This window comes from Fontibacter flavus, assembly GCF_042432905.1.
Taxonomy (GTDB): Bacteria; Bacteroidota; Bacteroidia; order Cytophagales; family Cyclobacteriaceae; genus Fontibacter; species Fontibacter flavus.
On sequence record NZ_JBHLWI010000024.1, the window covers coordinates 1 to 26,802 of the forward strand.

Below are 26,802 nucleotides of genomic sequence, written 5' to 3' on the forward strand. Positions count from 1 at the left end.
GTTGATTAAACAAGCGTTTGCAGTTGCTAAATCAGGTGTTGGATATGATAAAAACTACAGACATCTTAATCCTATTTTAAAATAATATTTGGATCAAAACTTGAAATTAAACACAATTCATTTCGAACGTAGAGAGAAATCTTTTTTCCGTTTTGGGGTTTAAAGACCTCTCTCCCGTACAGCTGTAGGGAGAGAGGTGACAAGGAGAAGCTATTACCACTTTATTTCGCCGAAGGCATGACTTAGCCTTGGCGGATTTCTACTTATTCCCGAATAGCTTCACTTTCGGAATCCTCCCCTCACTTCGATTTCAAATGTATTTCAAATATATTTCGCGAAGCATATTTCCACCATATTTCAATTAAACCTCAACTCCTCTTTTAAAGATTCTCATTGGCTTCAACCTCCCCTGCATATACGTAATCTCCCGATAATCGGCTGTGGGAAATAGGATGATATCGGCTAACATGCCAGGATTCAATTGTCCTCGGTCATGGAGATTCAGGGCTGCTGAGGCTCTTGTGGTGATGCCTGCCAAGACTTCTGCATTGCTGAGTTTTTCAAAGGTACCCAGTACAGCAGCCTGCATAAGCAAATCACCCATGGGAGCCGAACCTGGATTCCAATCGGAGGCGATGGCCAAGGAGGCACCGGCATCGAGTAATTTCCGTGCGGGAGTGTAGGCTACCCCCAAACCCATGGATGCACCTGGTAAGGCCACAGCAATGGTGTCAGATTGGGCGAGTAAAGCAATTTCCTTGTCTTTGCTGGCTTCCAGATGGTCTGCGGAGATGGCTCCGAAGTCAACAGCTAATTGTGAACCGCCTGCATGAAACTGGTCTGCATGTACCGCGATATCAAAACCCATGTCCTTGGCTTTTTGGAAATAGGATTGGATATCTTCAGGAGTAAAGGCTGTATCCTCAATAAAGGCATCGATCCGATTGGCTAGGCCTTCTGCTTGGAGGATGGGGAAAAGTTCATCAGTAATAGCTTTCAGATAATCACGCTGGGTTCCTTGGAAGTCTTTGGGGGGAATATGTGCTGCCAAGCAGGTTGGGATCAGGTCTGCATAAGTGCTCTCATTGGCTTCTTGGATGGCTCGGAGCATTTTGAGTTCTTCGGCTACGGAGAGCCCATAACCGCTTTTGACCTCAATTGTAGTGATGCCGTCTTTGAGGTGTCTGTTGGCTCGCTGAACAGTCAGTTGAACCAGTTTCTCCTGATTGGCTTTCCGGGTTTGGGTGACCGTATCCCAGATGCCTCCGCCTGCTTTGGCGATTTCCAGATAAGACTTTCCGGCATTCCGCATGGCATAGTCCTGTGCACGGCTACCACCGAAACAGATATGCGTATGGCAGTCGATCAATCCTGGCATAGCCACAAAGTCGCCTTTCAGGTTTACTATTTCTGCTCCAATAGATTGTGCTTCGGGATACAGGTCCCAATAGTTGCCAATCTGATGGATGCGGTCATTTTTGATGAGAATGCCTGCTTCAGAAATGATGTCCAGCTGTTCATCTTTCAATGCACCTTTTAAGGAGAGGTTTGACATGGTGACCGCTTGGCGGATAGGGCCTATGAAGGTATGTTTGATGGTTTGCATATTCATATTTTATATTGCCACAAAGGTTTGGTTTTGGCTCGCAAAGCCGCGAAGTCGCAAAGGTTGGCGCAAGACAGGGTATATGATTTGCTCATCTCGCTTCTTGTCTCTCTTTTCTCATTTGCCACGAAGGCACAAAGACACAAAGCTTTGGTTTTTGCCTCGCAAAGCAGCAAAGTTGTAAAGGTTTTTATTGGGTAACGAAAACAGTCTTGTCTCTTGCCTCTTAGTTCTTGTTTCTCGTCTTTCGCATCTTACTTCAATGTAATATTTCCTTTGTGTCTTAGCGCCCCTGTCTCACGACAGGCAGGTTTGTGGCTTTATTACAAAAGTACCCAAATCCCTTCATAATCTTCCATACCAATTTATTCAATAAGTGATAACCTGGAGTAATTTTTAAAAATAAGTGATAGCAAGTAAATGGTTATTTTGATTTGGAATTTTACAATATTCGATAATTGGAATGGATGTCGGTATATTTAAAAAAAATATAGTTTAGCCGAATTGCACGCTAATTTTTTTTCAAAAACTATAAAAAAAGTTTATTATTTTGGAAAACTCATGTTCAATTACTAATTCTTTGGTTTTTCGGTGGGGGGGGGTAAACTAATTTTTAAAAGATTATTCTGAAATTGAACATTGGAATAGTGCAAAAAATTTTAAGAATTTGATTTTCAATGATAAATGATTTTTGATTAATGAAATTGGTTTATTAATTTCATAAATGTTAGATGTTCAACTTAATTAAAAACAACCATGAAACTAAAAAATTTGATTGTCAATGCTGTAAAGATTTCAGCAGCTGTTGTTTTAGGAATCATTATAGGTTTATCGCCTATGACTTCTTTTGGAGAAGACGTTGTTGAGACTGCAATGATGGGCACTAGTTATTGTCAGCACAACATTAGCGGGGATGATGGTCTCGCAACATTTTGTCAAATTACCTACTGTTCTCATGCGACCGGCGTTGGTAGTAATGTTGGTCCGTGTGGTTCAGATGAATCTCTTCCCGGATCATAAACCTTATTTTCACTCACTCTAGTAGAAGCTTTTTCTGCTAGAGTGTTCCTATTCCAAATTTTATGAGACAATTAATGAAATTCTTAGCCGGTTTTGTGGTATTTGTTATTTCGTCACTGACAACTGTATTTGCTCAGGAGATTTTGAAAGTAACTAAAAAAGACTTTCCAGAGAAGATTATAATTAAAAGTCAGAAAATTTTGACCGATGATTTTAATCACCACCATAGAATCCATGTTTTTGATAGCTTAATCCTGACTCAAGTAAATAGCGGGAAACACCATTACCATGTTTTTCACAAGGACAAGTTAACCTACTTAGGTCCAATAGGAGTAAGAGGTGACGGGCCTGACCAATGGGACATTCCTGCTACCACAGCGGGCCAATTTGAGAAGAGCAGTAATGGGATTAAGTTATGGTATTTTGATTATTTAAGAGGTTCGTTCAACTTAATGAACCTTACAAAAACGATTCAACAAAAGACTCCCTATCCAATAACGGAAAGGAAGCTTAGGATTAATGCCAAGGTTTTTCCTTTTTCAAAGGGTTTTATGGGGAGTAACAAGAGGCTGTATGTGAATTGTTATATTTATGAACAAGATAGAAGTAGGCTTAAATATTATGATCTGGAAACAAAAAAGATAATAAAATCTCCATTGTTTCCAAAGGTAAAAAATATTAGCCAATTGCCAATTGAAACAATTCATAGCCTTTATGGAGGTCCATTTGAAAAGCATCCGACAAGAGATCAATTTGTTCAGGCGGCTTTTATCTTTAACAGGATAGATATTTTTGATGATAATCTCAAACTCCTCCTGTCTATCGTAGACGGAGATAATTGGAAAGATGATTTTTATGATGCTAGAGAGATCAATCCAGCAACATCATGGATTAATCCAATCCTTGATGGATATAACGGTTTGGCTCTCGGGGAAAAGTTGATTTTTGCTTTGGAAGCAAAAAAAAATGTAGGAACGGATAAGTTTAAGGAAAATGAAAGCTTTATACGAGTGTTTGATTGGCAAGGGAAACCTTTGGCTTATTTAGAGATAGCGCATGATTTGAGCACCATTGCTTTTGATGAAGGAAAGGGAATGTTGTATGCAACAGATTACAGTCATGAATTAGTGTTGAGGTTTGATCTTTCTAATGAGCTAAAAAGATGGGTAAAGTAATACAGTGGGTAGTTTTTATACTGATTGTAATTGCATCAGTTGTATTATCAGTTTTTGCAAAAAAATGGGTTAATAATTTTTATTCACCAGAAATATTGTTTGATGTGAGGAAGTATGATTTTGATACGTTAAAAACAAGCGATAGTTCTTACTATTACTTTAAATATAGAAATATTGGAAATGGGGAGTTAAAAATTTACAATATCAAAACGTCTTGCGGGTGTACTATTCCTTATTGGAATGAGAGCTTTTTGAAAAAAAATGAAACTGATAGTTTTAGGGTTGAATACGATAAAATAAACAAAGGTTATTTTATTAAAGAAATAATGGTTTATTCAAATAGTAAAACCAGTCCTGATAGACTTGAGATTTCTGGACTCGTACCTTTTGATTAGATTAAAAATCAACTTTTCTCAGACTGAGATGTGGCAGTTTGAAGAAGGTGAAAATTAAATATTAAGGTACTTATACACAAACTACTTTATGGGTAAAGACAAGGACTATCATTGCTTGTTCAAGACTTTATCTTGGACCAGAATCCTACCAGTCTTCAGAATGTATAGATGCAGTCTGAAGACTGCTGCTAATATAGTCCAAGCCCGCCTGCCTCGGGCAAGTCTGAAGACTTGAACTAAAATCTATCAAAATCCCCCGACCATTCTGTCTCCAAAGCCAAACCTTCCTTTTCAGCCACTTCTCTGGCTAAGTTAATCAATTCTCCGCTTCGGATGATATCAATGGCAGTTTCCATGTCCTCATACATGAGCTGATCTTCGGTGACATGTTTGATTTTGGAACGGACATGTTCATAGAGGGCAGTCATGATTTTCCCTGATTTCAATGGCGCATGAAAGTCCACTGCTTGTGCTGCACAGAAGAGTTCTACACCCAAGATTTTCTCTACGTTTTCAATCACCTGCAAGGCCTTTCTGGCTCCAATACTTCCCATACTCACATGGTCTTCCTGTCCCAAAGAAGTTGGGATGCTGTCTGCAGAAGAAGGGAAGCACAATCCTTTGTTCTCACTTGCCAAAGCTGCCGTAGTGTATTGGGGAATCATAAAGCCTGAATTCAGGCCGGTTTCTTTGAGAAGCAATTTGGGGATCTCCCGGAGTGTCACCTTCCAAGGAAAGGTAAATCCTACGGTCGGAGATGTTGCCGATTTCGGATGCGGCCAAACAAGCATAATCCAAGGGCATGGCAATGGGCTGACCATGGAAGTTGCCACCATTGATGGTATGGGTTTCATCAAAGACTACTGGATTGTCCGTCACGGAGTTGATTTCTGGTTCGAGCATTTGCTTCAGGTACAGCCTGCTTTGGATGAATTTATTTTTCAATAAAATTCTGATTTAAACGAATTGCACTTCAACTTTTTTTCAAAAACTATAAAAAAAGTTTATTTTTTTGGAAAATCAAAGTTTAATTACTAATTGTTTGGTTTTTCGGGGGGGGGGTAAGCTAATTTTTTAAAATATTGTTTTGAAGTTGACTATTAGAATAGTGCAAAAAGTCTTAAGGTCTTGACTGTTAGTGTGTAAGAAATTTTTAATTTTAATTTTTAAGTACTATTATTAATTGAGTTTAGTTGAGGCCTGAACTGATTCAATAAAATTATTTTGTTCAACTAAAATTAAATTAATTATGAAAAAGCTAATTTCATTATCAGTTGCATTTGTCCTTGCATTTTCAATGAATGTAATAATTACAAATGCAGAAGAATCTTTGCAAGGTGGTTGTGTTGGAGCCGGAGAGTGTAAAATTACTTATCCTGACGGGACAGTAGTGCATTCAACTGGCAGCTGGAGAGAGTTTTAAAAAGATCTAGGGTTCAACAAATGGCTGTTTCTTATACAGCCATTTGTTGATTTTTTGAAGAAATTAAATTTAACTTAAATAATCATGTTTATGCGAAGTAAATTTATCGGATCAGTTATCTATTTTTGTCTATTCTTGTTGATTTTAGGTTGTGAACAAAAACCAAATGAAGATTCAATTTTTGAGAATGAAGAAATTAAATTAAATTATAAAAATTCTGAATTAGAGTATAATTTCAGTAGATTATTTGCACTTAGACTTGTTGAAGTTAATAGGAAAAATGATTTTTCAAGGGTACATAATTTTCAACAAAACGCACCATTCGATCCTTATTTCTGGATTGCAAATGCTGAAACACAAACCCTGGAAAAATATAACCTCAATTTTGAATTACAAAGCTCCATAGGGTCTAAAGGATTTGGTCCATCAGAGTTTTCTCAAGCTCATGTTTTTTATACTGATAAAAATAAAATTTTGGTTCATGATTTTCAGCAAACGGCAATAAAGCAAGTAAATTTGCTCCAAAATGAAATTAGCCACTTTAAATTAAAAACTTATTTTTATTCACTCGCTTTTTTTTCAAATAGTCAAGTCCTTATTAAATACTCAGATAATGAGGGTTTTACAGACGTATTAGAATTTGAATTAGTGGATTTTAAAGAAGGTGATGTTGCAAACACAATAAATATTCCAATCGAAAGAACACAATATGTTTCAAAAGTTTACGAAGGAGATTTTAGACTGAATGATAGTTTCGGAATATATTTTAATTATTGCGTTGGTAGGTTATTTGTTTTTGACCGCAAAGAAAAAAAATTCCTAAGAGCAATAACCACTATTGACAAAACTCCACCCCCAAGAGCAGAATATAAATCCTTTGGAGGAGGAATGAAAGTGTTGGTTAATGTTCCTTCTTACCAAATGTTCGTAGATGGTTTTTTGGATCAAAATGATTATTTCTGGCTGCTAAATGATATTTCCAATGAAAAAGAAACAAAGGTGATAGATGTTTATTCTGTTACTGAAACTCGTGGCAATGAATATCAATTCAGTATTAAAGTTCCCAATTTAACTGATGGCCAAGAAGCTGTTAAAATTTTTAAGGTAGGTGAAAATTTATTGGTTTTTTATGAGGATTTGACCATTGTTAACTATGAAATACTTGAATAGTTTTATTACGTTTGGACTTTCTTTTTTATTGTTATATTCAGCATTCGAGAAAATATTTAATTTAAATGCATTTATTATTGGAATTGGGTCTGGTAGTTTAATACCATCTCATTGGAGTTATTATTTAGCCCACATTGTTGTTGCTCTCAAAGTCCTAACAGCTATTCTAGTTTTTGTATTAAAACGAAACATCCTTGTGTATCTTTCAGCTGTCATATTGGTGGTTTTTTACATGGTTGTTTATTTTACTACAAGCCTCCAGAATTGTGGTTGTTCTTTATTTTTGGAAAGGATAAATCCATTGACTAATCAACTGATCTTAATATTTCTTTTGGGTTTTTCTCTCTTCAATTTGATAAGAGAAAAAACTATCAAAGATTAAACTTTATTGAAAGAGTTTTAATCAACTTCTAATGTACCCTAATATGCAGGTAGGTTTGGATTAGTACCTTTCAAACTCCCCCGACCACTTTGTCTCCAATTCCAATCCTTCTTTTTCAGCCACCTCCCTTGCCAAGTTAAGTAATTCCCCACTTCGAACGATCTCTATTGCGGTCTCCATATCTTCGTACATGATCTGATCTTCGGTGACATGTTTGATTTTGGTGCGGACATGTTCGTAAAGGGCAGTCATGATTTTCCCCGATTTCAAAGGAGCATGGAAATCCACCGCTTGAGCAGCACAGAAAAGTTCTACTCCTAGGATTTTCTCAACGTTTTCGATGACCTGAAGGGCTTTTCTGGCTCCTATACTCCCCATGCTCACATGGTCTTCCTGACCGAGGGATGTGGGAATACTGTCGGCGGATGAAGGGAAGCATAGTCCTTTATTCTCGCTTGCCAAAGCTGCTGTAGTGTATTGGGGGATCATGAAGCCGGAATTCAAGCCTGTTTCTTTCAAAAGGAGTTTGGGCACTCCGGGAGTATCTCCTTCCAAGGAGAGGTAAATCCTTCGGTCGGAAATATTCCCGATTTCCGATGCTGCCAAACAGGCATAATCCAATGGTAATGCGATGGGTTGACCATGGAAATTTCCCCCGCTGATGGTATGGGTTTCATCAAAGACTACTGGATTATCAGTAACTGAGTTGATTTCAGTTTCCAGCATGTGCTTCAAATGCAACCAAGCATTGCGGGAAGCTCCGTGCACCTGAGGCATACATCGTAAGGAATAAGGATCCTGCACCCGTGCACAAGTAGCATGGGAATGCACGATCTCAGATTCGTGTAAGAGGTTAAGGATGCTCTGGGCTACGTGCTGATTGCCGGCATAAGGACGGAGTTGATGGAGTTCGGCAGAAAAAGGCTTGATCGAGCCCAATAACCCTTCTAGCATCATTGCTCCAGTAATATCCGCATGGGCGAGGATATTGTAAAAGCGCTCTAAAACTTTCACCCCAAACGCTGCAATAAACTGCGTACCATTGATCAGTCCAAGGCCTTCTTTGGGGCCAAGGTGGATTGGTGATAGGGTATGTTGTTGCAGAACTTCTGCAGTGGGGCGTATTTTTCCGCCCACATGTACCTTTCCCAAGCCGATCAGCGGCAAAAACAAATGGGAGAGGGGAGCGAGGTCACCCGATGCGCCTACCGAACCTTGTTTGGGCACTACCGGAATGATATCATTTTCAATATGCCAGAGAATCCTGTCCAAGGTTTGTTCCTGAATGCCCGAGAAGCCTTTTGCCAAGGCATGTAGCTTGAGGATCAGCATCAACTTGGAAATCTCCACGGGTATTGGTTCGCCTACACCTACTGCATGGCTTTTGAGCAGGTTTTCTTGGAGTTTGCGGGTTTGGTCAGGAGAGATCAAGGTCGTGCACAATGGTCCGAAGCCCGTATTGATGCCATAGACTGGCTGGCCATTGGCTACGATTTTTTCGACCGTAGCAGCACTGGCTTTTACATTTTCCCGTGTTTCAGGGGTGAGGATACCTTTTATTTTCCCATTGGCTATACCGAGGGCGATGGAGGCGGTGAGGTGTTGTTGGGCGTATTGGAAGGTTTTCATGGGGTTTCTTGTTGGTTTATTGCCACAAAGGTTTTTTTATGCCACTAAGACACTAAGGCACAAAGAATTTTTTCATGGCATTTTTCTCTTATAAGCATGTTGAAAGCTTAGTGTCTCGTATGCCTTTGTGGCATTATAAAATAATACTTAGTGTCCTTTTGGCGTTACAAACACATTTCAAAATTAGTCAGTTCTACACATAATTATAAATACTAATTTGTTTTAATAATAATAACTAAAGGTTATTAAAAATAAACGGATATTTTCAGGTTTTGCCTTGATATCAAAGTGTACCTGCCGTAACTTGTATTTTTTAACATTCAAGTTTTTGAGAAATGAATATTGATGAGCTTTGTTTTGAGGAAGAAAGAATAGGGAAATTAATTGTTGACGCTTCATTTAAAATTCACAAGAGTATCGGGCCTGGACTTTTGGAAAAGATCTATGAAGTTTGTCTGGCACACGAGCTTAGAAAAGCAGGTTTGGATGTCAAAAGGCAAGTAACTATTCCAATTCAATATGATGGGATCCAATTCGATGAGGGGGTCAGGTTGGATTTACTGGTTGAAGAAAAAGTTGTCATTGAAATAAAATCTGTTGAGCAAGTCAACCCAGTCTGGGAAGCCCAGATTATCAGCCACCTGAAATTGACAGGTTTGAGCTTAGGTTATTTGATAAACTTTAATGTGCCATTGATAAAGAAAGGGATTAGAAGATTTCGTAATTAAAAAGATTGCCACTAAGACGTAAAAGGCACGAAGAAAATTGAATGAAGGATAATCCAAAAATCACAAAGCACCAACCTTAGAAATGAAATGGCAGCAATACCTAATCCTTTCATTTCCATAACCTAGATAACTTAGTGCCTTTGTGGCCCATATTACCTTTCTTTGTGTCTTCGTGCCTTTGTGGCTTAAAATCATTGAACCTTGAATATAGAACTCCGCCACCTTGAATACTTCCGTGCCGTCGCCGAAGAATTAAACTTTGGACGGGCAGCAGAGCGATTATTTATCTCCCAGCCAGGTCTTAGCCGTCAGATCAAGCAGATGGAGGAGATCCTTGAAGTTCAGTTGTTTGAGCGGACCAAAAGAAAAGTCCAGCTCACTCCTGCCGGGCATTTTCTCAAAGCAGAGGTGGATTATATCTTCAACCACCTCGAACTCACCAAAACCCAACTCAAGGAAATTGCCGCAGGGAATATTGGAGAGTTGCGGATAGGCTTTCTGGGTTCGGCGTCGCATACGGTGATTCCTGAACTGCTTGTCAAAATCTCCCAAACCTATCCCGGAATCCAAACTTCTTTGGAAGAATTCAGCAATGCCATGCAGATTGAAATGTTGGAAAAAGACAAGTTGGATTTGGGCTTTGTACGTTTGGCAAGGGTTCCAGAATCCTTGGAAATGAAGATGGTTCATCAGGATACTTTTTCGGTGGTTTTGCCAGCAACTCATCCCTTGTCGGCGGATGACTTTAAGCATATGGGGCAAGTGAAGGATGAAAATTTTATCCTCTTTTCTCAGGATTATTCCTCCATTTACTACGATAAGATCATGTCCATCTGTGAGGATAAGGGTTTTTCTCCACGCATCACCCATAAGTCTGTCCATGCCCTGACCATATTCAAACTGGTGGAGGCGGGCTTAGGGGTGGCCATCGTACCAACTTCTTTGAAGGAGGGTTATGATCTGAAAGTGAAGTTTTTCGAACTGGATAAAATCAAACAAAAAACGGAGCTGTATGCCGTTTGGAAAAAGGGGAATAGGAATCCTGTTTTAGGGAAGATTTTGGGGTTGATATAAATGTGAAATTGATATTGAGAGATATTTGCGTTGCGATATGGATGGATAATATTTGAAATATGCTCCGCGAAATACAATAGAAATTTGAGCTTTAACGGAGGTTGACGTTGTTCTTTTGTAATTAATTTAATAGGTTTAATTCAACTAAAACCGAAATCATGAAGAACCGTCTTTTATTGAGTTTTTTGTCCTGTCAGTTTATCTTTTTTTCCTGTAATCAGAGTTCTGATAAAGAACTTGCCTTTGAGTTAAGGTCTGCTGGGAAAATCGATCTTGCGATAGATGAAACCACCCCTGATTTCAGTATGGGTTTGCAATACGTGGAGTCTGAAAGAGAGCTCTTATTCAATATCAATTGGAATACCAATTCCATTCAATTATACGATTTGGATAATGGGGATTTGATCAAGACCATTCCAATGGAGAAAGAAGGTGATCAAGGAGTAGGGGAAATCATGGCATTTCACGTGCACACCTTAGATAGTATTTTTGTGTTTCCTTTTGGCGGTGCTGGATTCAGCTTGATAGGTTCTAACGGAGAGGTAATCAATCGCTTCAAGTATCCATTGCCAGAAAATCATACGGCAGGATTTGTTCACAACATCAGTTATGTCAGTCCACCCGTAATCAGGGGTAAGGAGATTTTTCTAAAAACCAGGCCAGCAATCGTCGATAATTACAGAGAGATGACCAATGAAATGCTAGCGAAATCACATCTGGTTTTCAAGCTTGATTTGGATTCATTAATGCCTCAATTATTGCCACAGCATTATCCGGTTGATTATTTGGCAAATGGTTTTAAACGCTTCGAGTTCAGCAGCGCCCAAGGTAATGGAAAGATTCTCTATTCATTTTTTGGGGATCATCATTTGTATTGGGCAGTTGATTTTGGTTCTTCTTTGAATAAAGTGGAGGGGAAGAGTAGCTATTTGAAAGATGTACTTCCTTTGTTTCCTATTGATGGGGCATTTTTGGAATCACAAAAATATAGTACTGCCTCTGCCAGGTATGAGAATTTAATTTATGATGCTTACCGGGAAGTTTTTTACAGATTTGCATATCCTGAACTTGAAGTATATACAGAAGAGGAAGTGAGGGCACTTAGAAATAATCCTGGTCCATTTGTGGTGATGGTTTTTGATCAGGATTTGAAGTTGTTGGGAGAAAAGTATTTCGAAGGAGGGAAGTACTTGCCAATGAATGCCTTTGTAGGGAAAAAGGGTTTGTACATTTCCACTAATAATCCCGACAACCCGAAAAATCAGGAGGATCAAATGGGGTTTGAGGTTTTTGAAATTATTTTATAAAATTCATACTTCATACGATAATGTATCGTATTTTTGTAAAAAACTGGAAATATGAAAGTTACAGCCATAATCCCTGATGATTTGATAAATGAAGCTATGGCGCTTTCACAAGCCGATACGATTACAGAAACGCTTAAGGTGGCCTTAATTTCATATATTAGATCACAAAAAATCAAGCAGATTGGAGTCACAATAGTAAGTGAGCCCTTAGAGTTTAAGTATTCTGCTCAGGAATTAAGAGATTTGAACCGTCGATGAGAGGTGTAGTTTTTGATACGTCTATCTGGATTGAATACCTGAGAGGTAATCCGGATGTTTTTTTGATATGTCAAGAACTGCTGGAAGATAATCGGGTCTTTGGGCTAGAATTGATTTTTGCAGAATTACTTCAAGGGGCTAAGGGCAAAAGAGAAGTGGAGACGATTATTCAGTTGGCCAATATCATTCCAAGTTTGGATGAGCCTTATCATATCATTGAAGCAGGAATGTTGTCGCAAAGAGAAAACTTTGTTCATCAAGGAGTGGGGTTGGTCGATGCTGTGATTTTTCATGCAGTAGCCAAAAATGAGTTGAAGCTTTGGACCTTGGACAAAAAACTTAGGAAAGTCATTGGATATGATCGGTTGTTCTATCCAGGAATTTCCTGATTTTGGAAAGTCATTATTTTCATTTATCCTTTTAAATTACTTGAATATTTTTAAAGGATAATCTTCATCTAAACACGCCCCCAAAATATCGCCGAACTTGCGCTGAGCTTGTCGAAGTAGGCATAACTTGTCCGTGGCGGATATCTACCATATATCGCAAACCTGTCTACCGACAGGTAGAGCATATATTAATTCCCATTCTTTCTAGGCGAAGTCTCGTATCTTAATTCTTACATCTTGTGTCTTTCAAACAAATGCCGTCCAAATGTCGGGTGAAATCCTCCCTTTTTTCGGGCTATATTTGTGAGAATCCAACCAACTTGCCATGGTCAAACAAAACATTCACAGCATGAAACAACCGCAATTGGGCCAGAAGATCCAGGAATGGAGAAAGGCCAAAGGATTGACCCAGGAAGAACTGGTAGAGCGATGCAATATCAATGTGCGTACCATACAACGTATCGAAGCAGGGGAGGTAACCCCTAGGTCTTAAACTGTCAAAGCCATTTTGGAAGTACTGGAAGTAGAGCCAGAGGATATGAAAAGTTTCCAGTCTGAGAATACAGAAGTTGCTGGTCCAGATAACTTAAACTCATGGCTTCGTTTTTCCTTAATTGCAGGAATTGTTTATTTGGTTTTGGCAGTAATTGAATCGGCTTTAGATGTGCAGCTTTTTATTGAAAAGTCATCATTTTCGATAGGATTTGCTTACTTCTACACGTTTTTGAAAATGTCACTCCTTGTATTTTTCATCATGTTTACAGGAGCATTCTATAAATTAAGCAACCTGTTTTCTAACCTTCTGCTAAAATTAATGTCAGTCTTTTTGGTAATTTTGACTTTTGTGTTTATTCTGGAAGATGTAGTGACTTACTGGTTAGGTATAGACCTCGTTACTGGCCTGTTATTAAGATCACTGATTGCTGGATTGGTTTATGTGTTGTTTGCTTCTAGCTTCCTACACCTTTCAAAATCTCAAGGCACAATATATATCATTGCAGGAGCTATAGGGATTTTAACAGGGGTTAGTTTTATGACGGTTGTCTTTGCTATTCCTAGCTTGATCTTCCTCACTATATTTGAGATTTCCCTTATTGTATTGCTTTATCAGGAGTATAGAAACACTACATCAGATAAGTCAGTTGATTTGTCGAATAGCACTCACGCTATCTTTTGATTCCTGAAAAAATTCAAAACAACCTTTCTTCCCAAATGGAACAGTTGGAAAGAAAGGTTTCCTTATTTTTGAGTATGTTCCATCATACTTTAGCATCCAAAACCTACGAACTGATCACTGATGAAGGAGAAGAACGGGCCTGTGAGGCCATTTCAGAAAGGGCCTGTAAGGAAACTCCCGGGAATTTTTTCAAAAATGTCTTCAGCGGTTCCTTATCTAAGTTAGCTGAACAGTTAGTCAGTCCAGGTACTACTTTGCCTTGGATTTTAGCCGCATTAGGTGTTCCAAATCTCTTTACTGGAGCTTTGGTGCCTATTAAAGATGCAGGCTCTTTATTGCCACAGCTGTTTGTTTCTGCAAAAATTAGGGCTTATGCCATCAGGAAGTGGTTTTGGGTTATCCCTGCCTTGATACAGGCTATGTCTTTAGCGGCAATGGCATTTGTGGTTTTGGGGACTGAAGGGAAAACAGCGGGGATTTTGATTTTGAGCCTACTGTTAATTTTTAGTTTGGCCAGTGGTGTAGCGAGCATAAGTTTTAAGGATGTAGTGGGGAAGACGATTCCTAAAGGTAAGCGGGGTCAGCTATTGGCCATGCGAGCCACCCTAGGAGGTGTTTTGACTTTGGCTTCTGGGGTATTTATCCTTCAGGATCTGGAAGGAGGCCAGGATCAAAATATGTTGTTTTGGCTGGTGATGGCTGGAGCATTGCTTTGGGTGCTTTCTGCTTTTCTATTTGCTTTGATAGCTGAGGAAAAGGGAGCCACAGAGGGAGGTAGGACACCTGTCAAGGAGCTCAAAAATGCCTGGAAATTTTGGAAAGAAGACAGCAACTTGAGAAGGTTTATTTTTACCAGAGGATTTCTGATGGCGATTCCTTTGGCACAGCCTTTTTTCGTAGTCTTGGGAAAGGATGAATTAGGAAGTGAGCTCGATAATCTAGGTATTATGGTGATTGCTGCCGGCATTGCCAATATTGTGAGCAGTCCTTTTTGGGGACGGTTTGCAGATCATTCCAGTCGTAACTTAATGGTATGGGTATCCATTCTGGGAATGGTCAATATTTCGCTGATGGCCTTGTTTCCTTTTTGGCCGGATAGTTTGCAGAATATTTATGTTTTTGCAGCCCTTTTCCTGATTCAGGTGATGGCCCATGGAGGTGCCCGACTGAGTAGGAAGACCTACCTCGTTGATTTTGCTCCAGAGAAGGAAAGGCCGCTTTATGTGTCCCTTTCCAATACCATGATCGGAGTATTTACGTTGCTTGCTGCGGGATTAGGAAGCTTATCGTCATTGTTTGGAGTACAGGCGATGTTGTCTGTTTTCGTTGCATTGTTGGGAATTGGACTGTTCTTAGCTTTTAGATTGAAGGAAGTATAAATTTATTATTGCCTTCCGAATGCATTAATCATAAAAGATTCTGCACTTGAGATTTCACCCATTTTAAAATCTCTGCATTTTTAGGGCTTTCTGTTTTGATTTCAAGTATTTTTGGAAATGGACTTGCGCCAAAAAAATGATTCAAGGCAATATTCAGTTCATCTTCTTTCTCGACCAAATGATACTCCATATTGAACTCTGCGGCTAGGTTTTTGGCAGATAAACTTTGATTTGTTTCAAAAAACTCCTCGAGTTCGGGTTGTCTGGCGGGTCCATCGATCAGCCTGAAAATTCCACCAGCATGGTTATTGAGCAAGACGATTCTTAGGTTATTCATCGGGTAATTATGCCAAAAAGCATTTCTGTCATAGAAAAAAGCCAAATCACCAGTAAGGATTACAATGGGGTCTTTAGTGGTGAAAGAGCAGCCCACAGCTGTACTATTGCTTCCGTCGATACCGCTTGTTCCTCTGTTACAAATGATTTCTTGATTCCGCAGACCAAGAAAATTCACATATCGTACAGACATGCTGTTGGCCAAGTGGATTTTTGCATGATCTGGCGTTACAGTAAGAACTTTGGAAATAGCTTTGTATTCTCCGAATTCAGCAGCTCTTAGAGTTTCAAGGAGGTTCTTTTTTACCAAATCATTCAAAGTCTTCCAGCGATTCACATAGTCCTGATTTTTTGCCAGGTTTTGATTTAAGAAACGTAAAAAGTTTTTAGGGTCAATATTGATGATGGTAGTCAATGATTGATAGGTGTCGGGACTATAGCCCGCAATTTGAACATGCCAGTGTGCTGCAGGATTATTCCGCAAGAACAACTTGAGGCTTTTAGAAATGATGGATTTCCCAAAAGAAATAATTAGATCTGGCTTAAGCTGCTGTTGAACTGAAGCATTACCAATAAAGTGGTCGTGAAATGAAATGGTATGCGCTGACTGTAAGTTGGAAATGGTGTCGGTAACTACTACAGCTTTGCCATCAGATGCAAGTATGTTAATCGTTGCCTGCAATTCCGAATCCGGCCTTTGTTGTCCAGGGACAATCAGGATGTTTTGATAGACTTTTAGTTTATCGCGAAGCTGGGTTTCCAGAATTGGAGAAATATAGGTCTCAGATGCCAAGACCTCAATGTTTTTTACAGGCTTGAATTCAAATTGCTCTCCCACTTCCGGGTAGAAGGGTTCTCTAAGCGGAATATTGAGGTGTACTGGTCCAGGGGGATACTGATTGGCCAAATTGATGGCTTCGTTGACGATGCGTTGGGCATGCCATACTTTATCAACGTGACTGAATTCATCCGGGAAGTCAAAAGATCTCTTTACATGTTTACCATAAATTTGTGGTTGACGAATAGTCTGACCATCCCATTGGTCAATCCATTCAGCCGGTCTATCCGCTGTGATTACAAGTAGTGGGATTTGCTGAAAATAGGCCTCTGCCACAGCAGGCGCATAGTTATAAGCGGCAGAACCAGAAGTACAAACCAAAACCACAGGTTGCTCCAGTTGTTGGGCCATTCCTAATGCTATAAATGCCGCTGTTCTTTCGTCTGATATCGTCCTGCAATGAATTTCGGGATGTCTGGCAAAGGCTAAGGTGATAGGCGCACACCTCGACCCAGGAGATAGGATAGCATTTTTGATGCCTTTTTGGGCACAGAGAGATACTAAATCTAATATAGGCTGTATGACCAAGGTTAGTTTTTCAGGTTAAGGTGTCTACCGATAATTTCACATTTCATTTCCGTCTCTTCCCATTCTTTTTCAGGGTCAGAATCTGAAGTAACGCCGGCACCTGCATAAAGTAATGCAGCCCCTTCAGTAATCTGTGCGGTTCTGAGATTGACATAGATGGAGGTTTCCCCTTCGATATTTACTGGGCCTATAAAGCCGGCAAAAAGAGAACGGTCAAATTTTTCATTCTCATTTAGAAAATCAAAAGCTTCTTGTCTTGGCATGCCACAGACGGCGGAAGTTGGATGTAGCAATTCCAGCATAACAGAACCCAATTGAGGGAAGTTGGTAGCTTTCATATTTACCTTGAAATCAGACCTTAGGTGCAGCAGATTTCCAGCCACAACAGTTTTCGGGCCAATTTCCTCATATTCTCTGAGTCTGATTTTTTTGAAGCAGTCTACAATATATCTGGAAACCAATGCCTGTTCTTCAATTTCCTTCTGTGTCCACGCAGCATTTTTTAGGGGATTGTCTCCCTGTGCTTTCTGAGTTCCTGCTAAAGACATGGTATAGAATTGATCTCCCTTTGTCTGAATCAACACCTCTGGAGAAGCTCCTATCCAGGTTCCTACTTCAGGAAGATGAAAGAAATTGATAAAGGCATTAGGATATGAATCCAAGAGACTTTTGATGGATTTTATCAGGTCAAAATGCTCATTGAGTGAGATCTTTTTCAGTTTGGCAGGCACAATCTTGTTCAATTGTCTCTCCTCTATTGCCTTGATTCCCATTTTCACCAAATTAATAAATTCTTCCTTGCTGCACTCAAAATCTTTTCTGGAATTGAACTCTGCTTTGGTATTCTTGAGGAAATAGGATTGGATTAATTCTTTGGCTTCCTCAGCAGTTTTGAAATTTGTCTTGATGTCAGGAACGGGTAGTTTATCGGCTGCAAGAAGATCAATCTTGAAATACTCAGTGGCTTCCAAGAAATATGCTTTTCTGTCTTTTTGATCCACAAATGGATGGATGATAAATCCTGGAATCAATTCTTCTATCTGAGGAGAAATTCTTTTTACTTTCCCGGTTTTATCAATCAGGATCTGTAAAAATTGGGAATTAGGTTTTCTCCAAACGGCAAACTGATGGCCGTCCAAAAGAAGCTCAGCAAAAAGATGAGCAAGGTAGTTTTCCAAACTGACGGTATGTTGATCAAGGGCGACCTGCATGTTTATTTCTTATCGATGACAGCCATGGTGATTCTGCTGATACAGCTTAATTCTCCAGATTCTGTGTAGATTTTAATTTCCCAAATTTGTGTCTTTTTACCAATATGAATAGGTTTGGTAATGCCTCTCACCAGTCCCTCTTTGACAGATTTGATATGATTGGCGTTGATTTCCAAACCAACACAATATTGCTTTTCCGAGTTTACAGTAAGCGAAGCTGCTACACTTCCCAGAGTTTCAGCCAAAACGACATTGGCTCCTCCATGTAACAGGCCAAGGGGCTGTTTGGTTCTGTAATCAACAGGCATTGTGGCCTCGAGAAAGTCTTCACCGATTTTGGTAAACTTAATATCCAAAAAGTCCGTCATGGTGTTCTTGCCCCAGTCATTGAGGGTGTCTACACGAAGGTTTGGGGGAAATATCATGGATTATGAGATAAAAGCTTTTTCTTTGAAGTTCGAAACAAAAATAGAGAATCTTGCTAAGGAAAAAAATATACCTCGTCAGACATGGGCAGACTGACTATAACTTAAGGGGCGTGGTACAGGGTAGTGGAATAGATGCTTCATTAAATAGGAATGGCCAGAGACAGACGCAGGCATTTTTTGATCGATATCGGGACATCCCTTTTGACAAAGTATTTTATACAGGACTACAAAGGACCAAGCAGTCGGTACAGGGATTTTTGGATCTTGGTATTGCGAATGAGGCAGTTCCTGAACTCAATGAAATAAGTTGGGGAAGGTATGAAGGTGTTCCCATGACACCGGAAGAAAATAAATACTACCAGTACATGTTGGAGAGATGGGCTTCAGGAGATCTGGAATTTGCAATTGAAGGGGGAGAAAGTCCCATTCTAGTAGCTAAAAGGCTCAAAAAAGGTATTGATCATATTCTTTCCCAGCCGGGGGAATTGTTTTTGATCTGCATGCATGGTAGGGCAATGCGTATTTTGATCAGTGTGCTGTTGGGATATGATTTAAGGTATATGGATATATTCAAGCATCAAAATCTTGGCTTGTATATTCTGCAACAAGATGAATTAGGAACTTTTAAAATTGAAAAATTTAATAGTGGCGAACACCTTAAGGACTTGGTGCTGTTTTAAGAGGCTTGTTTTTTTTGTTCTTTTGGTTTTTATCATCAAATGCCATCAAAAGGTGCTGATAGGTGTTTTTGGATTCATCCAAGTTAATGATTTTCAAGGCTACTTCCTGAAGGGGGACAATAGTTTTGTTGTTGATCCTGATAAACATGTCTCCCAATTGACATTCATCAATATTGCCTTTTGGAACTTTGACGATTATGGCTGCGTCAGAATTTCCTGAATAGGATTTTGTTTTAAATAGATTGAGCAAACTCAATTCAATATATGCGGGACTTGTCCGCAGTTGTTTCAATTCTGATTTATCAAAGAGAATTAAAAATGTATCCCCATCTGAGTCTTTGGCATGGCTCAGAGAGGTTAAAAACAAAAAGAATAAAGCGAATAATGTTCTCTTCATAACTGAAATCTATGAAAAGAAAACGAATGAAGCAACAATAAGGTTTGTTTAAATTTTTTAAAAGTGGATTTTAAAAGCTGTTTATGCTTTCGGTTTTCTTTTCAAAAAAAAGATTATTTGATGCCTGAGATATAGCGCTAAGTGTTTTTGTTCGAGCCTCAAGGCAAAGATTAATAGGGTTGTAGTATGGGGGTAATTCAAAAAAAAAAGCCCGAATAAATCGGGCTTTTGTGAAATTATTTAAGCTCTGCTTCTTTTTTTCTTGGTGATATCCTCTTCGATCTCGTCTTCAACTCCAGCGAAAATTCTACCACAATGTTCGCAGACAATCAGTTTTTTCTTTTCTCTGATATCAGCTTGTCTTTGAGGGGGAACGATATTAAAGCATCCTCCACACGCTCCTCTTTTGACCATTACTACTGCAAGTCCGTTTTTGGCATTGGTACGGATTTTAGCATAAGATTTTGTAAGCCTGTCTTCTATTTTTTTAAGCGCTTTTTCTCTGTCTGCTTTGAGTTTGCTCTCTTCATTCTCGCTTTCCGAAACAATGGTTTTGAGCTCATCCTGTTTGGTTGAAAGGTCTTTTTGTCTTTCTTTCAAATGGTCTTTTAACTCTTCAACATCCTTGTTTTTGTTCTCGATTTTAGACTGAGATTCACCGATTTTCTTTTTAGAAACCTGGATCTCCAAATCCTGCAGTTCCAATTCCTTGGTGATGGCGTCATACTCCCTGTTGTTTCTGACATTCATCTGCTGCTCTTGGTATTTTTTGATCAGCTTCTCAGATTCTTTGATGTTCTCTTTGAATTTTTTGATATCCTCTTCCAACGAAGCAATGTCATGATTGAATTTTTCCAATCTTGTTTCGTATCCTGCTATCTCATCTTCAAGGTCTTGAACTTCTTCTGGAAGGGCTCCTCTAACTTTAAAAATCGCATCGAGTCTGGAATCTATTTTCTGAAGGTTTAATAAGGCTTCAAGCTTTTGTGCAACTGTACTTTCCATGTACTATAGGTAAGTTATGGGATTCGTAACTACTTTTGTCAAATAGAGTGCAATATTAGTAAATTTTTGCGACAATATCTCTCCAAGTAATTCTTTTGTGAAAATTTCACTTTCGTAATGCCCTATATCGCATATAACTAATTGATTTTCAGCATCAAAGAATTCATGGTATTTGACGTCCGAAGTGATGAAAAAATCTGCCCCTGATTTTTTTGCATGATTCAGTAAAAAAATCCCGGCTCCACCACATACAGCCACCTTTTTTACAGGCTTTGTTAAAAGTGCAGTGTGCTTGATGGTATTCAGTTGCATGGATTTTTTGAGATGACTTAAAAATTCATTTTCATCCATCGAGTAAGGAAGGTCACCGACCATACCTGCACCAACTGTTTGATTTTCATTTTCAAGTTTTTGAAGGTAATAAGCAACTTCCTCATAAGGATGTGCGGCTTTTAAACTGGTTAAAACTTTGTTCTCCAAAAAGCCGGGCAATATTACCTCTATTTTGATTTCTTCTTCCCTGTGTGCTGTTCCTTTTTCACCAAGATAAGGATTGGCTTTATCAGAGGGTGTGTATGTACCGGTTCCTTCTGTTAAAAAGCTGCAATCTGTATATTCTCCTATTTGCCCTGCACCAGCTTTAAAGAGCGCATTCATGACTTTTTCGGCTGCATCCTGTGGCGCGAAAGTCACCAGTTTTGAAAGCATTTCTTTTTTAGGGTGTAAGATTTTTGTGTTGACCAGTCCAAGTTTTTCACTTATTTTTTGATTGACACCATGCGATACATGGTCCAAATTGGTATGAATGGCATAGATGGCTATGTCGTTTTTGATGGCCTTGATGACGGTCCTCTCCACATAATTTCTACCGGTAAGACTTTTGAGTCCCTTAAATACAATAGGATGGTGTGCCACAATCAAATTGCATCCCAAATCAATTGCCTCTTCTACAACTGCCTCAGTCACATCCAAAGTACAGAGAATGCCTTTCACTTCATCATCTGGGTTTCCTGTGATCAATTGGGCGTTGTCATAAGACTCCTGATAGGCGGGTGGAGCAATATTCTCCAGATAAGAAACTATTTCTCTGATCGTGTAAACCATATTTTTATATTACTTTGTCCAAAAATAAAGAAAAATAGCTAATGCGTTGGTACGACCCTTTGCTTTATCTCTTTGCCTTGCTGTATGATCTTGTTACCTGTGTGCGGAACTGGATGTTTGATACCGGGCTGAAAAGGAGCTTTAATTTTAAAGTGCCGGTCGTTGTCGTTGGCAATCTTAATCTTGGAGGTTCAGGAAAAACCCCAATGGTGGAATATTTGATTGAATGCTTTCAGGATAAATTTGAGATTGCGACACTAAGCAGGGGATATGGGCGCAAAACCCGGGGTTTTTTACTGGCTGATCAGGATATGGGACCGAACGAGTTGGGAGATGAGCCTTTTCAGATTTTCACCAAGTATGGTAAAAATGTGACAGTCTCGGTAGGTGAAAAAAGAGTGCCGGCAATTCTGGAAATTTTAAGATTAAGGCCTAAGACAAATTTACTTCTTTTGGATGATGCCTTTCAGCACAGATATGTCAAGGGCGATTTTTATGTGCTCTTGACCACTTATCAGAAACCCTTCTATAGGGACAATGTTCTCCCTCTTGGAACATTAAGGGAGCATCCTTCCGGTGCAAAAAGAGCTGATATCGTCATCGTGACCAAATGTCCTTTGGATGTTTCCCATGAAGAAAAAGAATCCATGAAAACACAAATTCAGCGGTTTACAAAAGCAGAAGTTGTTTTTGCAGGGATACAATATGGGCAACCTATTGCTGTCAACCCTAAATTTCCTGAGGTAAGAAAAGATGTTGTTTTGGTGTCTGGAATTGCCAATGACAGGCTTTTTGCTGAAGAGGTGCAAAAACACTTCAATATGCTGCATCGATTATCTTTTCCTGATCACTACCGTTATAAACTTTCAGATATTAAAAAGATGAGAGAATTGCTCCTTGAATCCAGTTCGGCTATGATCTTAACCACGGAAAAGGATGCTGTTAAACTTAAAAGTGAAGCTTTCAGTAAATATTTGGAAGATTTTCCGATTTTTGTCTTACCGATTAAGGTAAAATTGGAACAGGATAAGAGCCAATATCTTGATGCTCGGATCAATAAAATAATCAAGGATAAAGCCTATATCAGTGAGAGTTAACTTATTTCTTTTCTTTTTTTTCTTACTGTTTTTGGTAGGTGGGTTTGCCCATGCCCAAAGACCTGTTAGACCTCCTCAGGGACAGATGCCTCCTGTTGGAGGTCAGCGTCAGGAGGTAGCTGGTGATCGGGAAGATCAAGAAGAGGCTGGAGGGAGAAGAAAACTCATTGATGATTCAACCAAGATGGTTTTCGGTCCCAAAACTACCCTTTATTTTTTCGAAAAGGATATCAAAAGGAACAGGGATAAAAAACATGAAATAGATACCCTGTTAAATAATTTCCATAGTTATGAGCCTGTAGCAAAGAGAAGCTGGATGTATCAGGATCTTGGAAATTTAGGGAGTGCAGCCAGGCCTCTAATGTATGAGGTTCCTAGAATGATTGGGACAAGTTCTGGTTTCCATGCTTACGACTTATATTTCAATGCTGCGGATAGCATGAAGTATTATGATACCAAGTCTCCCTATACTCAAATGAACGCTTTTTGGGGTGGGGGGAATAGGAATATGCTTGATCTGGCATTTGCGAGGAATGTCAATCCCCGATGGAATTTAGGATTTAACCTGAATACCATCAGGGCCAGAAAAACACTGAATCCTAATGCCAGGGATGATAATATGGCTGATCAGAACTCCTATTCATTTCATACCAATTATAGGTCTGAAAACGGCAAATATTTCCTTTTGGCAAATTTTTCAAGAATGCGCCATTTGGTCAGGGAACAGGGAGGAATAGTCCCACCTGATATTGATGAAAATTCCATCCTTTTTGCTTATGAAGATGCCAAGGTTTGGCTTAGAAATTCAAGAGCCACTGATTTAAGGCAAGAGTATCACCTTTATCATGAATACGAGTTGGTAAAAGGCTGGCAGGTTTATCACGTGTTTGATAAGAAAAAGCAATCCGTTTCTTTCTTCTCCAATTTAAACTCTTCTGATTCAACCTATTTTAACTTGTTTAACCCTGAAAGATTTCAGGATCAGGATACCACTTCCAACTTCAATCACTTTTCGGAATGGAGAAATGAAGCAGGTTTTAAGGGGGATATTGGACCACTCTATTACAATGCATATGTAAAGTTCAGAACAGGAAGGATGCAAAGTCCTTATTTTGAATCAGCCAATAATTTCAATGAGTTGTACCTTGGAGGGGCCTTGAGAGGAGAAATCAATGAGCAGTGGAGTTTTGAGGCAGAGGGAGAGTATTTGATTCCTGGGGCATTCCGATTGCATGGGCTTTTTGTCTCCCCATGGCTGGAAGCATCCTATACAAAAGCCCTCTACAAACCAACTTCCATGCAGATGAGGTACTTTGGAAATCATCATGAATGGGATAATAATTTTTCCAATGTAGGAGTAGATCAGATAAAAGGGGTGATGAAGCTTGATTTTGGCAGCTGGAGTTTCAGACCAAACCTGACAATCAACAGAATAAATAACTTCGTGTATTTTGAAGAAGATCAGCAAGCAGCTCAGTCAGGAGAGGGGGCGTTCATGGTGATTCCAGCAGTCAAGTTTTCGTTTAATATTAAGAAAAAGTTTGTTTGGGAGGCTGATGCCTATTATACCTCTATTTCAGGAGGAGGGGCAGATAAATTCCGAATCCCTGAGGTGATGCTGAATACCAGAATATTCTTTGATAGCCCGATGTTCAATGATAATTTGTTTATTCAGATTGGTCTTGAGGGAAGGTATAGAAGTGATAATTTTGCTTTCAATTATAATCCTGCCATGCAGCAGTTTTATTTGCAAAATGATTTTAATGTTTACGCATATCCTGTAGTTGATTTCTTTTTGAATGCCAGGATAAACAGGACCAGGATATTGTTGAGATTCAATCATATCAATGTGAACAGTATGAATGAACCTGGATATTTTGTCACACCTTATTATACTGGACTCAACCGTATGCTCGATGTGGGGATAAGTTGGCCATTATTTGATTAAAGATGAGCTGGGAAGAAAGTACAAGACAAAAAATGTTGCATTTGCAATTGCCCACTGACCCTAGGTGGGTAAATATTGCAGAAATGAATATAGGTGATATCTTAGTGGATCACGCTTATTGTGAGCAAAAGGCAGCATCTTCATGTATTTCGTTGATTGTTAATTTCTCTGATTTTAAAGAAGTTGTGGCTGCATTGACACCAGTTGTTGCAGAGGAATGGGGGCATTTTGAAAGAGTTATGGAACACTTAAATAAGCGCGGATATCCATTTGGTAAACCGAGAAAAGATGAATATGTGACCAAACTCTTGCAATTCATCAAGAAAGGAGGTAATAGAAAGCAACAATTGACAGAACAACTCTTAATGAACGCATTGATTGAAGCCAGGAGTTGTGAAAGATTTAAATTGCTTTCCAAACATATTCAGGATGAAGAACTGAAGAAATTTTATTTTGAATTAATGGTTTCTGAGGCAGGTCATTATGTGAATTTTATTGAATTGGCTAGGGAGGTTTATGGCAAAGATAAAGTAAATCAAAGATGGCAGGAGTGGCTGGCTTATGAGGCTGAGGTGATGAAAAACCTTGAAGTAAGAGGAGATAGAATGCATTAGTTGAAAATTGAAATTTTGGGGATAGAAAAAAGAAACTATTCCCTTAATTTTTTAATGATTATCGTTAATATTAAGTTGCAGAATTGCTAAGTGAAGGAGTTTCTGTTCTAATTTGAACACTTTATGAATTTGATCGAAAATATTAAGGAGGCACTCAGGTCCGTTAAGGCCAATTTGTTAAGGACTATATTGACAGGAACTATTATCGCTATTGGTATTACTTCCTTAGTGGGTATGTTGACAGCGATTGACGGCATCAAAGCGCAGATTGAAGAAAGTTTTGCAGGCTTGGGCGCTAATAACTTTGATGTAAGGTCAAAAGGTACATCAGGCGCGGTAGCAGTCCAAGATGGAAAGACACAGAAAGTTTTTCCCCAGGTAAAATACAGGGAGGCAGTTGCATTTCAACAGGAGTTTTCCACTATAGGACCCTCAACAGTTTTTTCTACGGTTACAGGTGCGGCTGAAATCAAGAGAGGTTCTGTGAAATCCAATCCAAATGTAAGAATCACGGGGGTGGATGATCTCTATTTCAATATCAAAGGAATAAAAATTGAAAAGGGAAGAAATTTTTCCAATACTGAAATTCAATATGGTAATAATGTGTGTATTGTTGGGGTGGATGTAGTGGAAACTTTATTTGGCAAGGGCGAAGACCCTTTGAATGATTATATTTCATTTTATGGAAGAAGGTATACGATCGTAGGAGTTTTAGAGAAGCAGGGAAGCGTTGGCGGCGGCCCTGGAGCAGATAGGGCTATTTTTATTCCAGTGGAAAATGCCAGTAGATTAGATAGTAGGGGGACTTTTAGGTATACAGTAACAGCAAGTGGATCAGATCCGCTAAGGCTTGATTATGAAATGGGGCAGGCCACAGGGATTATGAGGAAAATCCGTCAAGATAGGGTAGGAGAGGAAGATTCTTTTGAGATTGTAAAAAGCCGTTCTGTAGGTGAAAGCTTGGAAGAAGTCGCTGGTTATTTAAGAATTGGTGGCTTTACAATTGGTTTCATCACCCTATTGGGGGCAGCTATTGGACTGATGAATATCATGATGGTTTCCGTGACTGAAAGAACCAGGGAAATCGGAATTCGAAAGGCTTTGGGCGCGACGCCTTTGAGGATTCGTCAACAATTTTTGATTGAAGCAATTGTCATTTGTATCCTTGGAGGAATTCTAGGGGTTTTATTGGGGATTGGTATCGGTAATATTGTTGCTAATGCTATTGGGCCGGGAGGTTTTCTGGTTCCTTGGCTTTGGATTATAGTGGCTTTTGTAATTTGTATTGTTGTTGGATTGGCCTCAGGCTATTTTCCAGCTTATAAAGCCAGCAGATTGGATCCGATTGAATCATTACGCTACGAATAAGCAATAAATGAAAGGGGCTGTCCGAAAAGGGCAGCCTTTTTTATGCTGCAATTTTTTGATTTTGAAAATCTAAAGTCATGATTGGGGATTTTTGATTAGATTTTTTCCTTGACACGTATAATACTGGTCGACTAAT

Annotated in this window: 29 protein-coding genes; 19 read left to right on the forward strand and 10 right to left on the reverse strand. The window is 39.2% G+C overall.

What is annotated here, in order from left to right:
• Nucleotides 1-361: 361 nt before the first annotated feature.
• Nucleotides 362-1,606: an imidazolonepropionase gene (hutI, locus tag ACFFIP_RS08620; RefSeq protein WP_382387194.1), complete on the reverse strand. Its 1,245-nt coding sequence runs from the start codon at nucleotides 1,604-1,606 to the stop codon at nucleotides 362-364.
• A 756-nt stretch (nucleotides 1,607-2,362) separates the two neighbouring features.
• On the opposite strand from hutI, the gene ACFFIP_RS08625 reads away from it, so the two are divergent.
• The 3 genes from ACFFIP_RS08625 (at nucleotide 2,363) to ACFFIP_RS08635 (ending at nucleotide 4,196) form a co-directional block, all read left to right on the forward strand.
• Nucleotides 2,363-2,626: a hypothetical protein gene (locus tag ACFFIP_RS08625; protein WP_382387196.1), complete on the forward strand. Its 264-nt coding sequence runs from the start codon at nucleotides 2,363-2,365 to the stop codon at nucleotides 2,624-2,626.
• Between the two features lie 74 nt (nucleotides 2,627-2,700).
• Nucleotides 2,701-3,801: a BF3164 family lipoprotein gene (locus ACFFIP_RS08630; protein WP_382387197.1), complete on the forward strand. Its 1,101-nt coding sequence runs from the start codon at nucleotides 2,701-2,703 to the stop codon at nucleotides 3,799-3,801.
• A complete protein-coding gene (locus ACFFIP_RS08635; RefSeq protein ID WP_382387198.1) occupies nucleotides 3,789-4,196 on the forward strand; it encodes a DUF1573 domain-containing protein in 408 nt (135 codons plus the stop codon). The genes ACFFIP_RS08630 and ACFFIP_RS08635 overlap by 13 nt, the downstream gene beginning before the upstream one ends.
• A gap of 236 nt (nucleotides 4,197-4,432) precedes the next feature.
• On the opposite strand, the gene ACFFIP_RS08640 is transcribed toward ACFFIP_RS08635, so the two are convergent.
• Nucleotides 4,433-4,861 carry an aromatic amino acid lyase gene (locus ACFFIP_RS08640; RefSeq protein ID WP_382387199.1) on the reverse strand — a complete coding sequence of 143 codons (429 nt, stop codon included), beginning with the start codon at nucleotides 4,859-4,861 and terminating at the stop codon, nucleotides 4,433-4,435.
• Nucleotides 4,824-5,141, reverse strand: a complete 318-nt coding sequence (locus tag ACFFIP_RS08645) for an aromatic amino acid lyase (RefSeq protein ID WP_382387200.1) — start codon at nucleotides 5,139-5,141, stop codon at nucleotides 4,824-4,826. Before ACFFIP_RS08645 ends, ACFFIP_RS08640 begins: the two co-directional genes overlap by 38 nt.
• 304 nt (nucleotides 5,142-5,445) lie before the next feature.
• Here ACFFIP_RS08645 and ACFFIP_RS08650 point away from each other — a divergent pair, with 304 nt between their 5' ends.
• The 3 genes from ACFFIP_RS08650 (at nucleotide 5,446) to ACFFIP_RS08660 (ending at nucleotide 7,171) form a co-directional block, all read left to right on the forward strand.
• Complete coding sequence (locus ACFFIP_RS08650; protein ID WP_382387201.1) at nucleotides 5,446-5,619, forward strand: hypothetical protein; 174 nt, start codon at nucleotides 5,446-5,448, stop codon at nucleotides 5,617-5,619.
• A gap of 90 nt (nucleotides 5,620-5,709) precedes the next feature.
• Nucleotides 5,710-6,789: a hypothetical protein gene (locus ACFFIP_RS08655; protein WP_382387202.1), complete on the forward strand. Its 1,080-nt coding sequence runs from the start codon at nucleotides 5,710-5,712 to the stop codon at nucleotides 6,787-6,789.
• Nucleotides 6,773-7,171 carry a MauE/DoxX family redox-associated membrane protein gene (locus ACFFIP_RS08660; RefSeq protein ID WP_382387204.1) on the forward strand — a complete coding sequence of 133 codons (399 nt, stop codon included), beginning with the start codon at nucleotides 6,773-6,775 and terminating at the stop codon, nucleotides 7,169-7,171. Before ACFFIP_RS08655 ends, ACFFIP_RS08660 begins: the two co-directional genes overlap by 17 nt.
• Before the next feature lie 60 nt (nucleotides 7,172-7,231).
• Here ACFFIP_RS08660 and hutH read toward each other — a convergent pair whose 3' ends face one another.
• Nucleotides 7,232-8,800, reverse strand: coding sequence for a histidine ammonia-lyase (gene hutH / locus ACFFIP_RS08665; RefSeq protein WP_382387205.1), 1,569 nt, complete (start codon nucleotides 8,798-8,800; stop codon nucleotides 7,232-7,234).
• Between the two features lie 335 nt (nucleotides 8,801-9,135).
• On the opposite strand from hutH, the gene ACFFIP_RS08670 reads away from it, so the two are divergent.
• The 8 genes from ACFFIP_RS08670 to ACFFIP_RS08705 all read left to right on the forward strand — a co-directional run bounded on the left by ACFFIP_RS08670 (nucleotide 9,136) and on the right by ACFFIP_RS08705 (nucleotide 15,112).
• A complete protein-coding gene (locus ACFFIP_RS08670; RefSeq protein WP_382387206.1) occupies nucleotides 9,136-9,528 on the forward strand; it encodes a GxxExxY protein in 393 nt (130 codons plus the stop codon).
• A gap of 201 nt (nucleotides 9,529-9,729) precedes the next feature.
• Nucleotides 9,730-10,602 carry a LysR family transcriptional regulator gene (locus ACFFIP_RS08675; RefSeq protein WP_382387207.1) on the forward strand — a complete coding sequence of 291 codons (873 nt, stop codon included), beginning with the start codon at nucleotides 9,730-9,732 and terminating at the stop codon, nucleotides 10,600-10,602.
• Nucleotides 10,603-10,760: 158 nt separating this feature from the next.
• Nucleotides 10,761-11,909 (forward strand): DUF4221 family protein, encoded by a 1,149-nt coding sequence (locus tag ACFFIP_RS08680; protein WP_382387208.1) that lies wholly within the window; start codon nucleotides 10,761-10,763, stop codon nucleotides 11,907-11,909.
• Nucleotides 11,910-11,960: 51 nt separating this feature from the next.
• Nucleotides 11,961-12,167 (forward strand): type II toxin-antitoxin system VapB family antitoxin, encoded by a 207-nt coding sequence (locus ACFFIP_RS08685; RefSeq protein ID WP_382387209.1) that lies wholly within the window; start codon nucleotides 11,961-11,963, stop codon nucleotides 12,165-12,167.
• Nucleotides 12,164-12,556 carry a PIN domain-containing protein gene (locus ACFFIP_RS08690; protein ID WP_382387210.1) on the forward strand — a complete coding sequence of 131 codons (393 nt, stop codon included), beginning with the start codon at nucleotides 12,164-12,166 and terminating at the stop codon, nucleotides 12,554-12,556. The genes ACFFIP_RS08685 and ACFFIP_RS08690 overlap by 4 nt, the downstream gene beginning before the upstream one ends.
• A 349-nt stretch (nucleotides 12,557-12,905) precedes the next feature.
• On the forward strand, nucleotides 12,906-13,049 hold the full coding sequence (locus ACFFIP_RS08695) for a helix-turn-helix domain-containing protein (protein ID WP_382387211.1): 144 nt from the start codon (nucleotides 12,906-12,908) through the stop codon (nucleotides 13,047-13,049).
• A gap of 15 nt (nucleotides 13,050-13,064) precedes the next feature.
• Nucleotides 13,065-13,733, forward strand: coding sequence for a DNA-binding protein (locus ACFFIP_RS08700; RefSeq protein ID WP_382387212.1), 669 nt, complete (start codon nucleotides 13,065-13,067; stop codon nucleotides 13,731-13,733).
• A 35-nt stretch (nucleotides 13,734-13,768) separates the two neighbouring features.
• On the forward strand, nucleotides 13,769-15,112 hold the full coding sequence (locus tag ACFFIP_RS08705; RefSeq protein ID WP_382387213.1) for an MFS transporter: 1,344 nt from the start codon (nucleotides 13,769-13,771) through the stop codon (nucleotides 15,110-15,112).
• Nucleotides 15,113-15,140: 28 nt separating this feature from the next.
• On the opposite strand, the gene menD is transcribed toward ACFFIP_RS08705, so the two are convergent.
• The 3 genes from menD to ACFFIP_RS08720 are packed head-to-tail and all read right to left on the reverse strand — an operon-like array spanning nucleotide 15,141 to nucleotide 18,450.
• A complete protein-coding gene (menD, locus tag ACFFIP_RS08710; protein WP_382387214.1) occupies nucleotides 15,141-16,814 on the reverse strand; it encodes a 2-succinyl-5-enolpyruvyl-6-hydroxy-3-cyclohexene-1-carboxylic-acid synthase in 1,674 nt (557 codons plus the stop codon).
• 2 nt (nucleotides 16,815-16,816) lie between these two features.
• Nucleotides 16,817-18,025, reverse strand: coding sequence for a chorismate-binding protein (locus ACFFIP_RS08715; RefSeq protein WP_382387215.1), 1,209 nt, complete (start codon nucleotides 18,023-18,025; stop codon nucleotides 16,817-16,819).
• A 2-nt stretch (nucleotides 18,026-18,027) separates the two neighbouring features.
• Entirely contained in the window at nucleotides 18,028-18,450 is a 423-nt protein-coding gene (locus tag ACFFIP_RS08720) for a hotdog fold thioesterase (RefSeq protein ID WP_382387216.1), read from the reverse strand.
• Between the two features lie 53 nt (nucleotides 18,451-18,503).
• Here ACFFIP_RS08720 and ACFFIP_RS08725 point away from each other — a divergent pair, with 53 nt between their 5' ends.
• A complete protein-coding gene (locus ACFFIP_RS08725; protein ID WP_382387217.1) occupies nucleotides 18,504-19,133 on the forward strand; it encodes a histidine phosphatase family protein in 630 nt (209 codons plus the stop codon).
• On the opposite strand, the gene ACFFIP_RS08730 is transcribed toward ACFFIP_RS08725, so the two are convergent.
• The 3 genes from ACFFIP_RS08730 to ACFFIP_RS08740 all read right to left on the reverse strand — a co-directional run bounded on the left by ACFFIP_RS08730 (nucleotide 19,111) and on the right by ACFFIP_RS08740 (nucleotide 21,639).
• Entirely contained in the window at nucleotides 19,111-19,530 is a 420-nt protein-coding gene (locus ACFFIP_RS08730; RefSeq protein WP_382387218.1) for a hypothetical protein, read from the reverse strand. The genes ACFFIP_RS08725 and ACFFIP_RS08730 overlap by 23 nt on opposite strands.
• 240 nt (nucleotides 19,531-19,770) lie before the next feature.
• A complete protein-coding gene (locus ACFFIP_RS08735) occupies nucleotides 19,771-20,535 on the reverse strand; it encodes a zinc ribbon domain-containing protein (protein WP_382387219.1) in 765 nt (254 codons plus the stop codon).
• A gap of 3 nt (nucleotides 20,536-20,538) precedes the next feature.
• The gene (locus ACFFIP_RS08740) at nucleotides 20,539-21,639 is read right to left on the reverse strand and encodes a Nif3-like dinuclear metal center hexameric protein (RefSeq protein ID WP_382387221.1); all 1,101 of its coding nucleotides are present in this window, start codon (nucleotides 21,637-21,639) and stop codon (nucleotides 20,539-20,541) included.
• Nucleotides 21,640-21,680: 41 nt separating this feature from the next.
• Between ACFFIP_RS08740 and lpxK the strand changes: the two genes are divergently transcribed.
• The 4 genes from lpxK to ACFFIP_RS08760 all read left to right on the forward strand — a co-directional run bounded on the left by lpxK (nucleotide 21,681) and on the right by ACFFIP_RS08760 (nucleotide 26,666).
• Nucleotides 21,681-22,736, forward strand: coding sequence for a tetraacyldisaccharide 4'-kinase (gene lpxK, locus ACFFIP_RS08745; RefSeq protein WP_382387222.1), 1,056 nt, complete (start codon nucleotides 21,681-21,683; stop codon nucleotides 22,734-22,736).
• A complete protein-coding gene (locus ACFFIP_RS08750) occupies nucleotides 22,726-24,684 on the forward strand; it encodes a putative porin (RefSeq protein WP_382387223.1) in 1,959 nt (652 codons plus the stop codon). Before lpxK ends, ACFFIP_RS08750 begins: the two co-directional genes overlap by 11 nt.
• Nucleotides 24,685-24,686: 2 nt before the next feature.
• The gene (locus tag ACFFIP_RS08755) at nucleotides 24,687-25,298 is read left to right on the forward strand and encodes a MiaE family protein (RefSeq protein ID WP_382387224.1); all 612 of its coding nucleotides are present in this window, start codon (nucleotides 24,687-24,689) and stop codon (nucleotides 25,296-25,298) included.
• Nucleotides 25,299-25,421: 123 nt separating this feature from the next.
• Nucleotides 25,422-26,666, forward strand: a complete 1,245-nt coding sequence (locus tag ACFFIP_RS08760; RefSeq protein WP_382387225.1) for an ABC transporter permease — start codon at nucleotides 25,422-25,424, stop codon at nucleotides 26,664-26,666.
• The last annotated feature ends 136 nt before the right edge of the window (nucleotides 26,667-26,802 follow it).

Coding starts and splice junctions, on each gene's coding strand:
- hutI (WP_382387194.1), bottom strand. CDS start 1,606: ATGCAAACCATCAAACATACCTTCATAGGCCCTATCCGCCAAGCGGTC.
- ACFFIP_RS08625 (WP_382387196.1), top strand. CDS start 2,363: ATGAAACTAAAAAATTTGATTGTCAATGCTGTAAAGATTTCAGCAGCT.
- ACFFIP_RS08630 (WP_382387197.1), top strand. CDS start 2,701: ATGAAATTCTTAGCCGGTTTTGTGGTATTTGTTATTTCGTCACTGACA.
- ACFFIP_RS08635 (WP_382387198.1), top strand. CDS start 3,789: ATGGGTAAAGTAATACAGTGGGTAGTTTTTATACTGATTGTAATTGCA.
- ACFFIP_RS08640 (WP_382387199.1), bottom strand. CDS start 4,861: ATGATTCCCCAATACACTACGGCAGCTTTGGCAAGTGAGAACAAAGGA.
- ACFFIP_RS08650 (WP_382387201.1), top strand. CDS start 5,446: ATGAAAAAGCTAATTTCATTATCAGTTGCATTTGTCCTTGCATTTTCA.
- ACFFIP_RS08655 (WP_382387202.1), top strand. CDS start 5,710: ATGCGAAGTAAATTTATCGGATCAGTTATCTATTTTTGTCTATTCTTG.
- ACFFIP_RS08660 (WP_382387204.1), top strand. CDS start 6,773: ATGAAATACTTGAATAGTTTTATTACGTTTGGACTTTCTTTTTTATTG.
- hutH (WP_382387205.1), bottom strand. CDS start 8,800: ATGAAAACCTTCCAATACGCCCAACAACACCTCACCGCCTCCATCGCC.
- ACFFIP_RS08670 (WP_382387206.1), top strand. CDS start 9,136: ATGAATATTGATGAGCTTTGTTTTGAGGAAGAAAGAATAGGGAAATTA.
- ACFFIP_RS08680 (WP_382387208.1), top strand. CDS start 10,761: ATGAAGAACCGTCTTTTATTGAGTTTTTTGTCCTGTCAGTTTATCTTT.
- ACFFIP_RS08685 (WP_382387209.1), top strand. CDS start 11,961: ATGAAAGTTACAGCCATAATCCCTGATGATTTGATAAATGAAGCTATG.
- ACFFIP_RS08690 (WP_382387210.1), top strand. CDS start 12,164: ATGAGAGGTGTAGTTTTTGATACGTCTATCTGGATTGAATACCTGAGA.
- ACFFIP_RS08695 (WP_382387211.1), top strand. CDS start 12,906: ATGAAACAACCGCAATTGGGCCAGAAGATCCAGGAATGGAGAAAGGCC.
- ACFFIP_RS08705 (WP_382387213.1), top strand. CDS start 13,769: ATGGAACAGTTGGAAAGAAAGGTTTCCTTATTTTTGAGTATGTTCCAT.
- ACFFIP_RS08715 (WP_382387215.1), bottom strand. CDS start 18,025: ATGCAGGTCGCCCTTGATCAACATACCGTCAGTTTGGAAAACTACCTT.
- ACFFIP_RS08720 (WP_382387216.1), bottom strand. CDS start 18,450: ATGATATTTCCCCCAAACCTTCGTGTAGACACCCTCAATGACTGGGGC.
- ACFFIP_RS08730 (WP_382387218.1), bottom strand. CDS start 19,530: ATGAAGAGAACATTATTCGCTTTATTCTTTTTGTTTTTAACCTCTCTG.
- ACFFIP_RS08735 (WP_382387219.1), bottom strand. CDS start 20,535: ATGGAAAGTACAGTTGCACAAAAGCTTGAAGCCTTATTAAACCTTCAG.
- ACFFIP_RS08740 (WP_382387221.1), bottom strand. CDS start 21,639: ATGGTTTACACGATCAGAGAAATAGTTTCTTATCTGGAGAATATTGCT.
- lpxK (WP_382387222.1), top strand. CDS start 21,681: ATGCGTTGGTACGACCCTTTGCTTTATCTCTTTGCCTTGCTGTATGAT.
- ACFFIP_RS08755 (WP_382387224.1), top strand. CDS start 24,687: ATGAGCTGGGAAGAAAGTACAAGACAAAAAATGTTGCATTTGCAATTG.
- ACFFIP_RS08760 (WP_382387225.1), top strand. CDS start 25,422: ATGAATTTGATCGAAAATATTAAGGAGGCACTCAGGTCCGTTAAGGCC.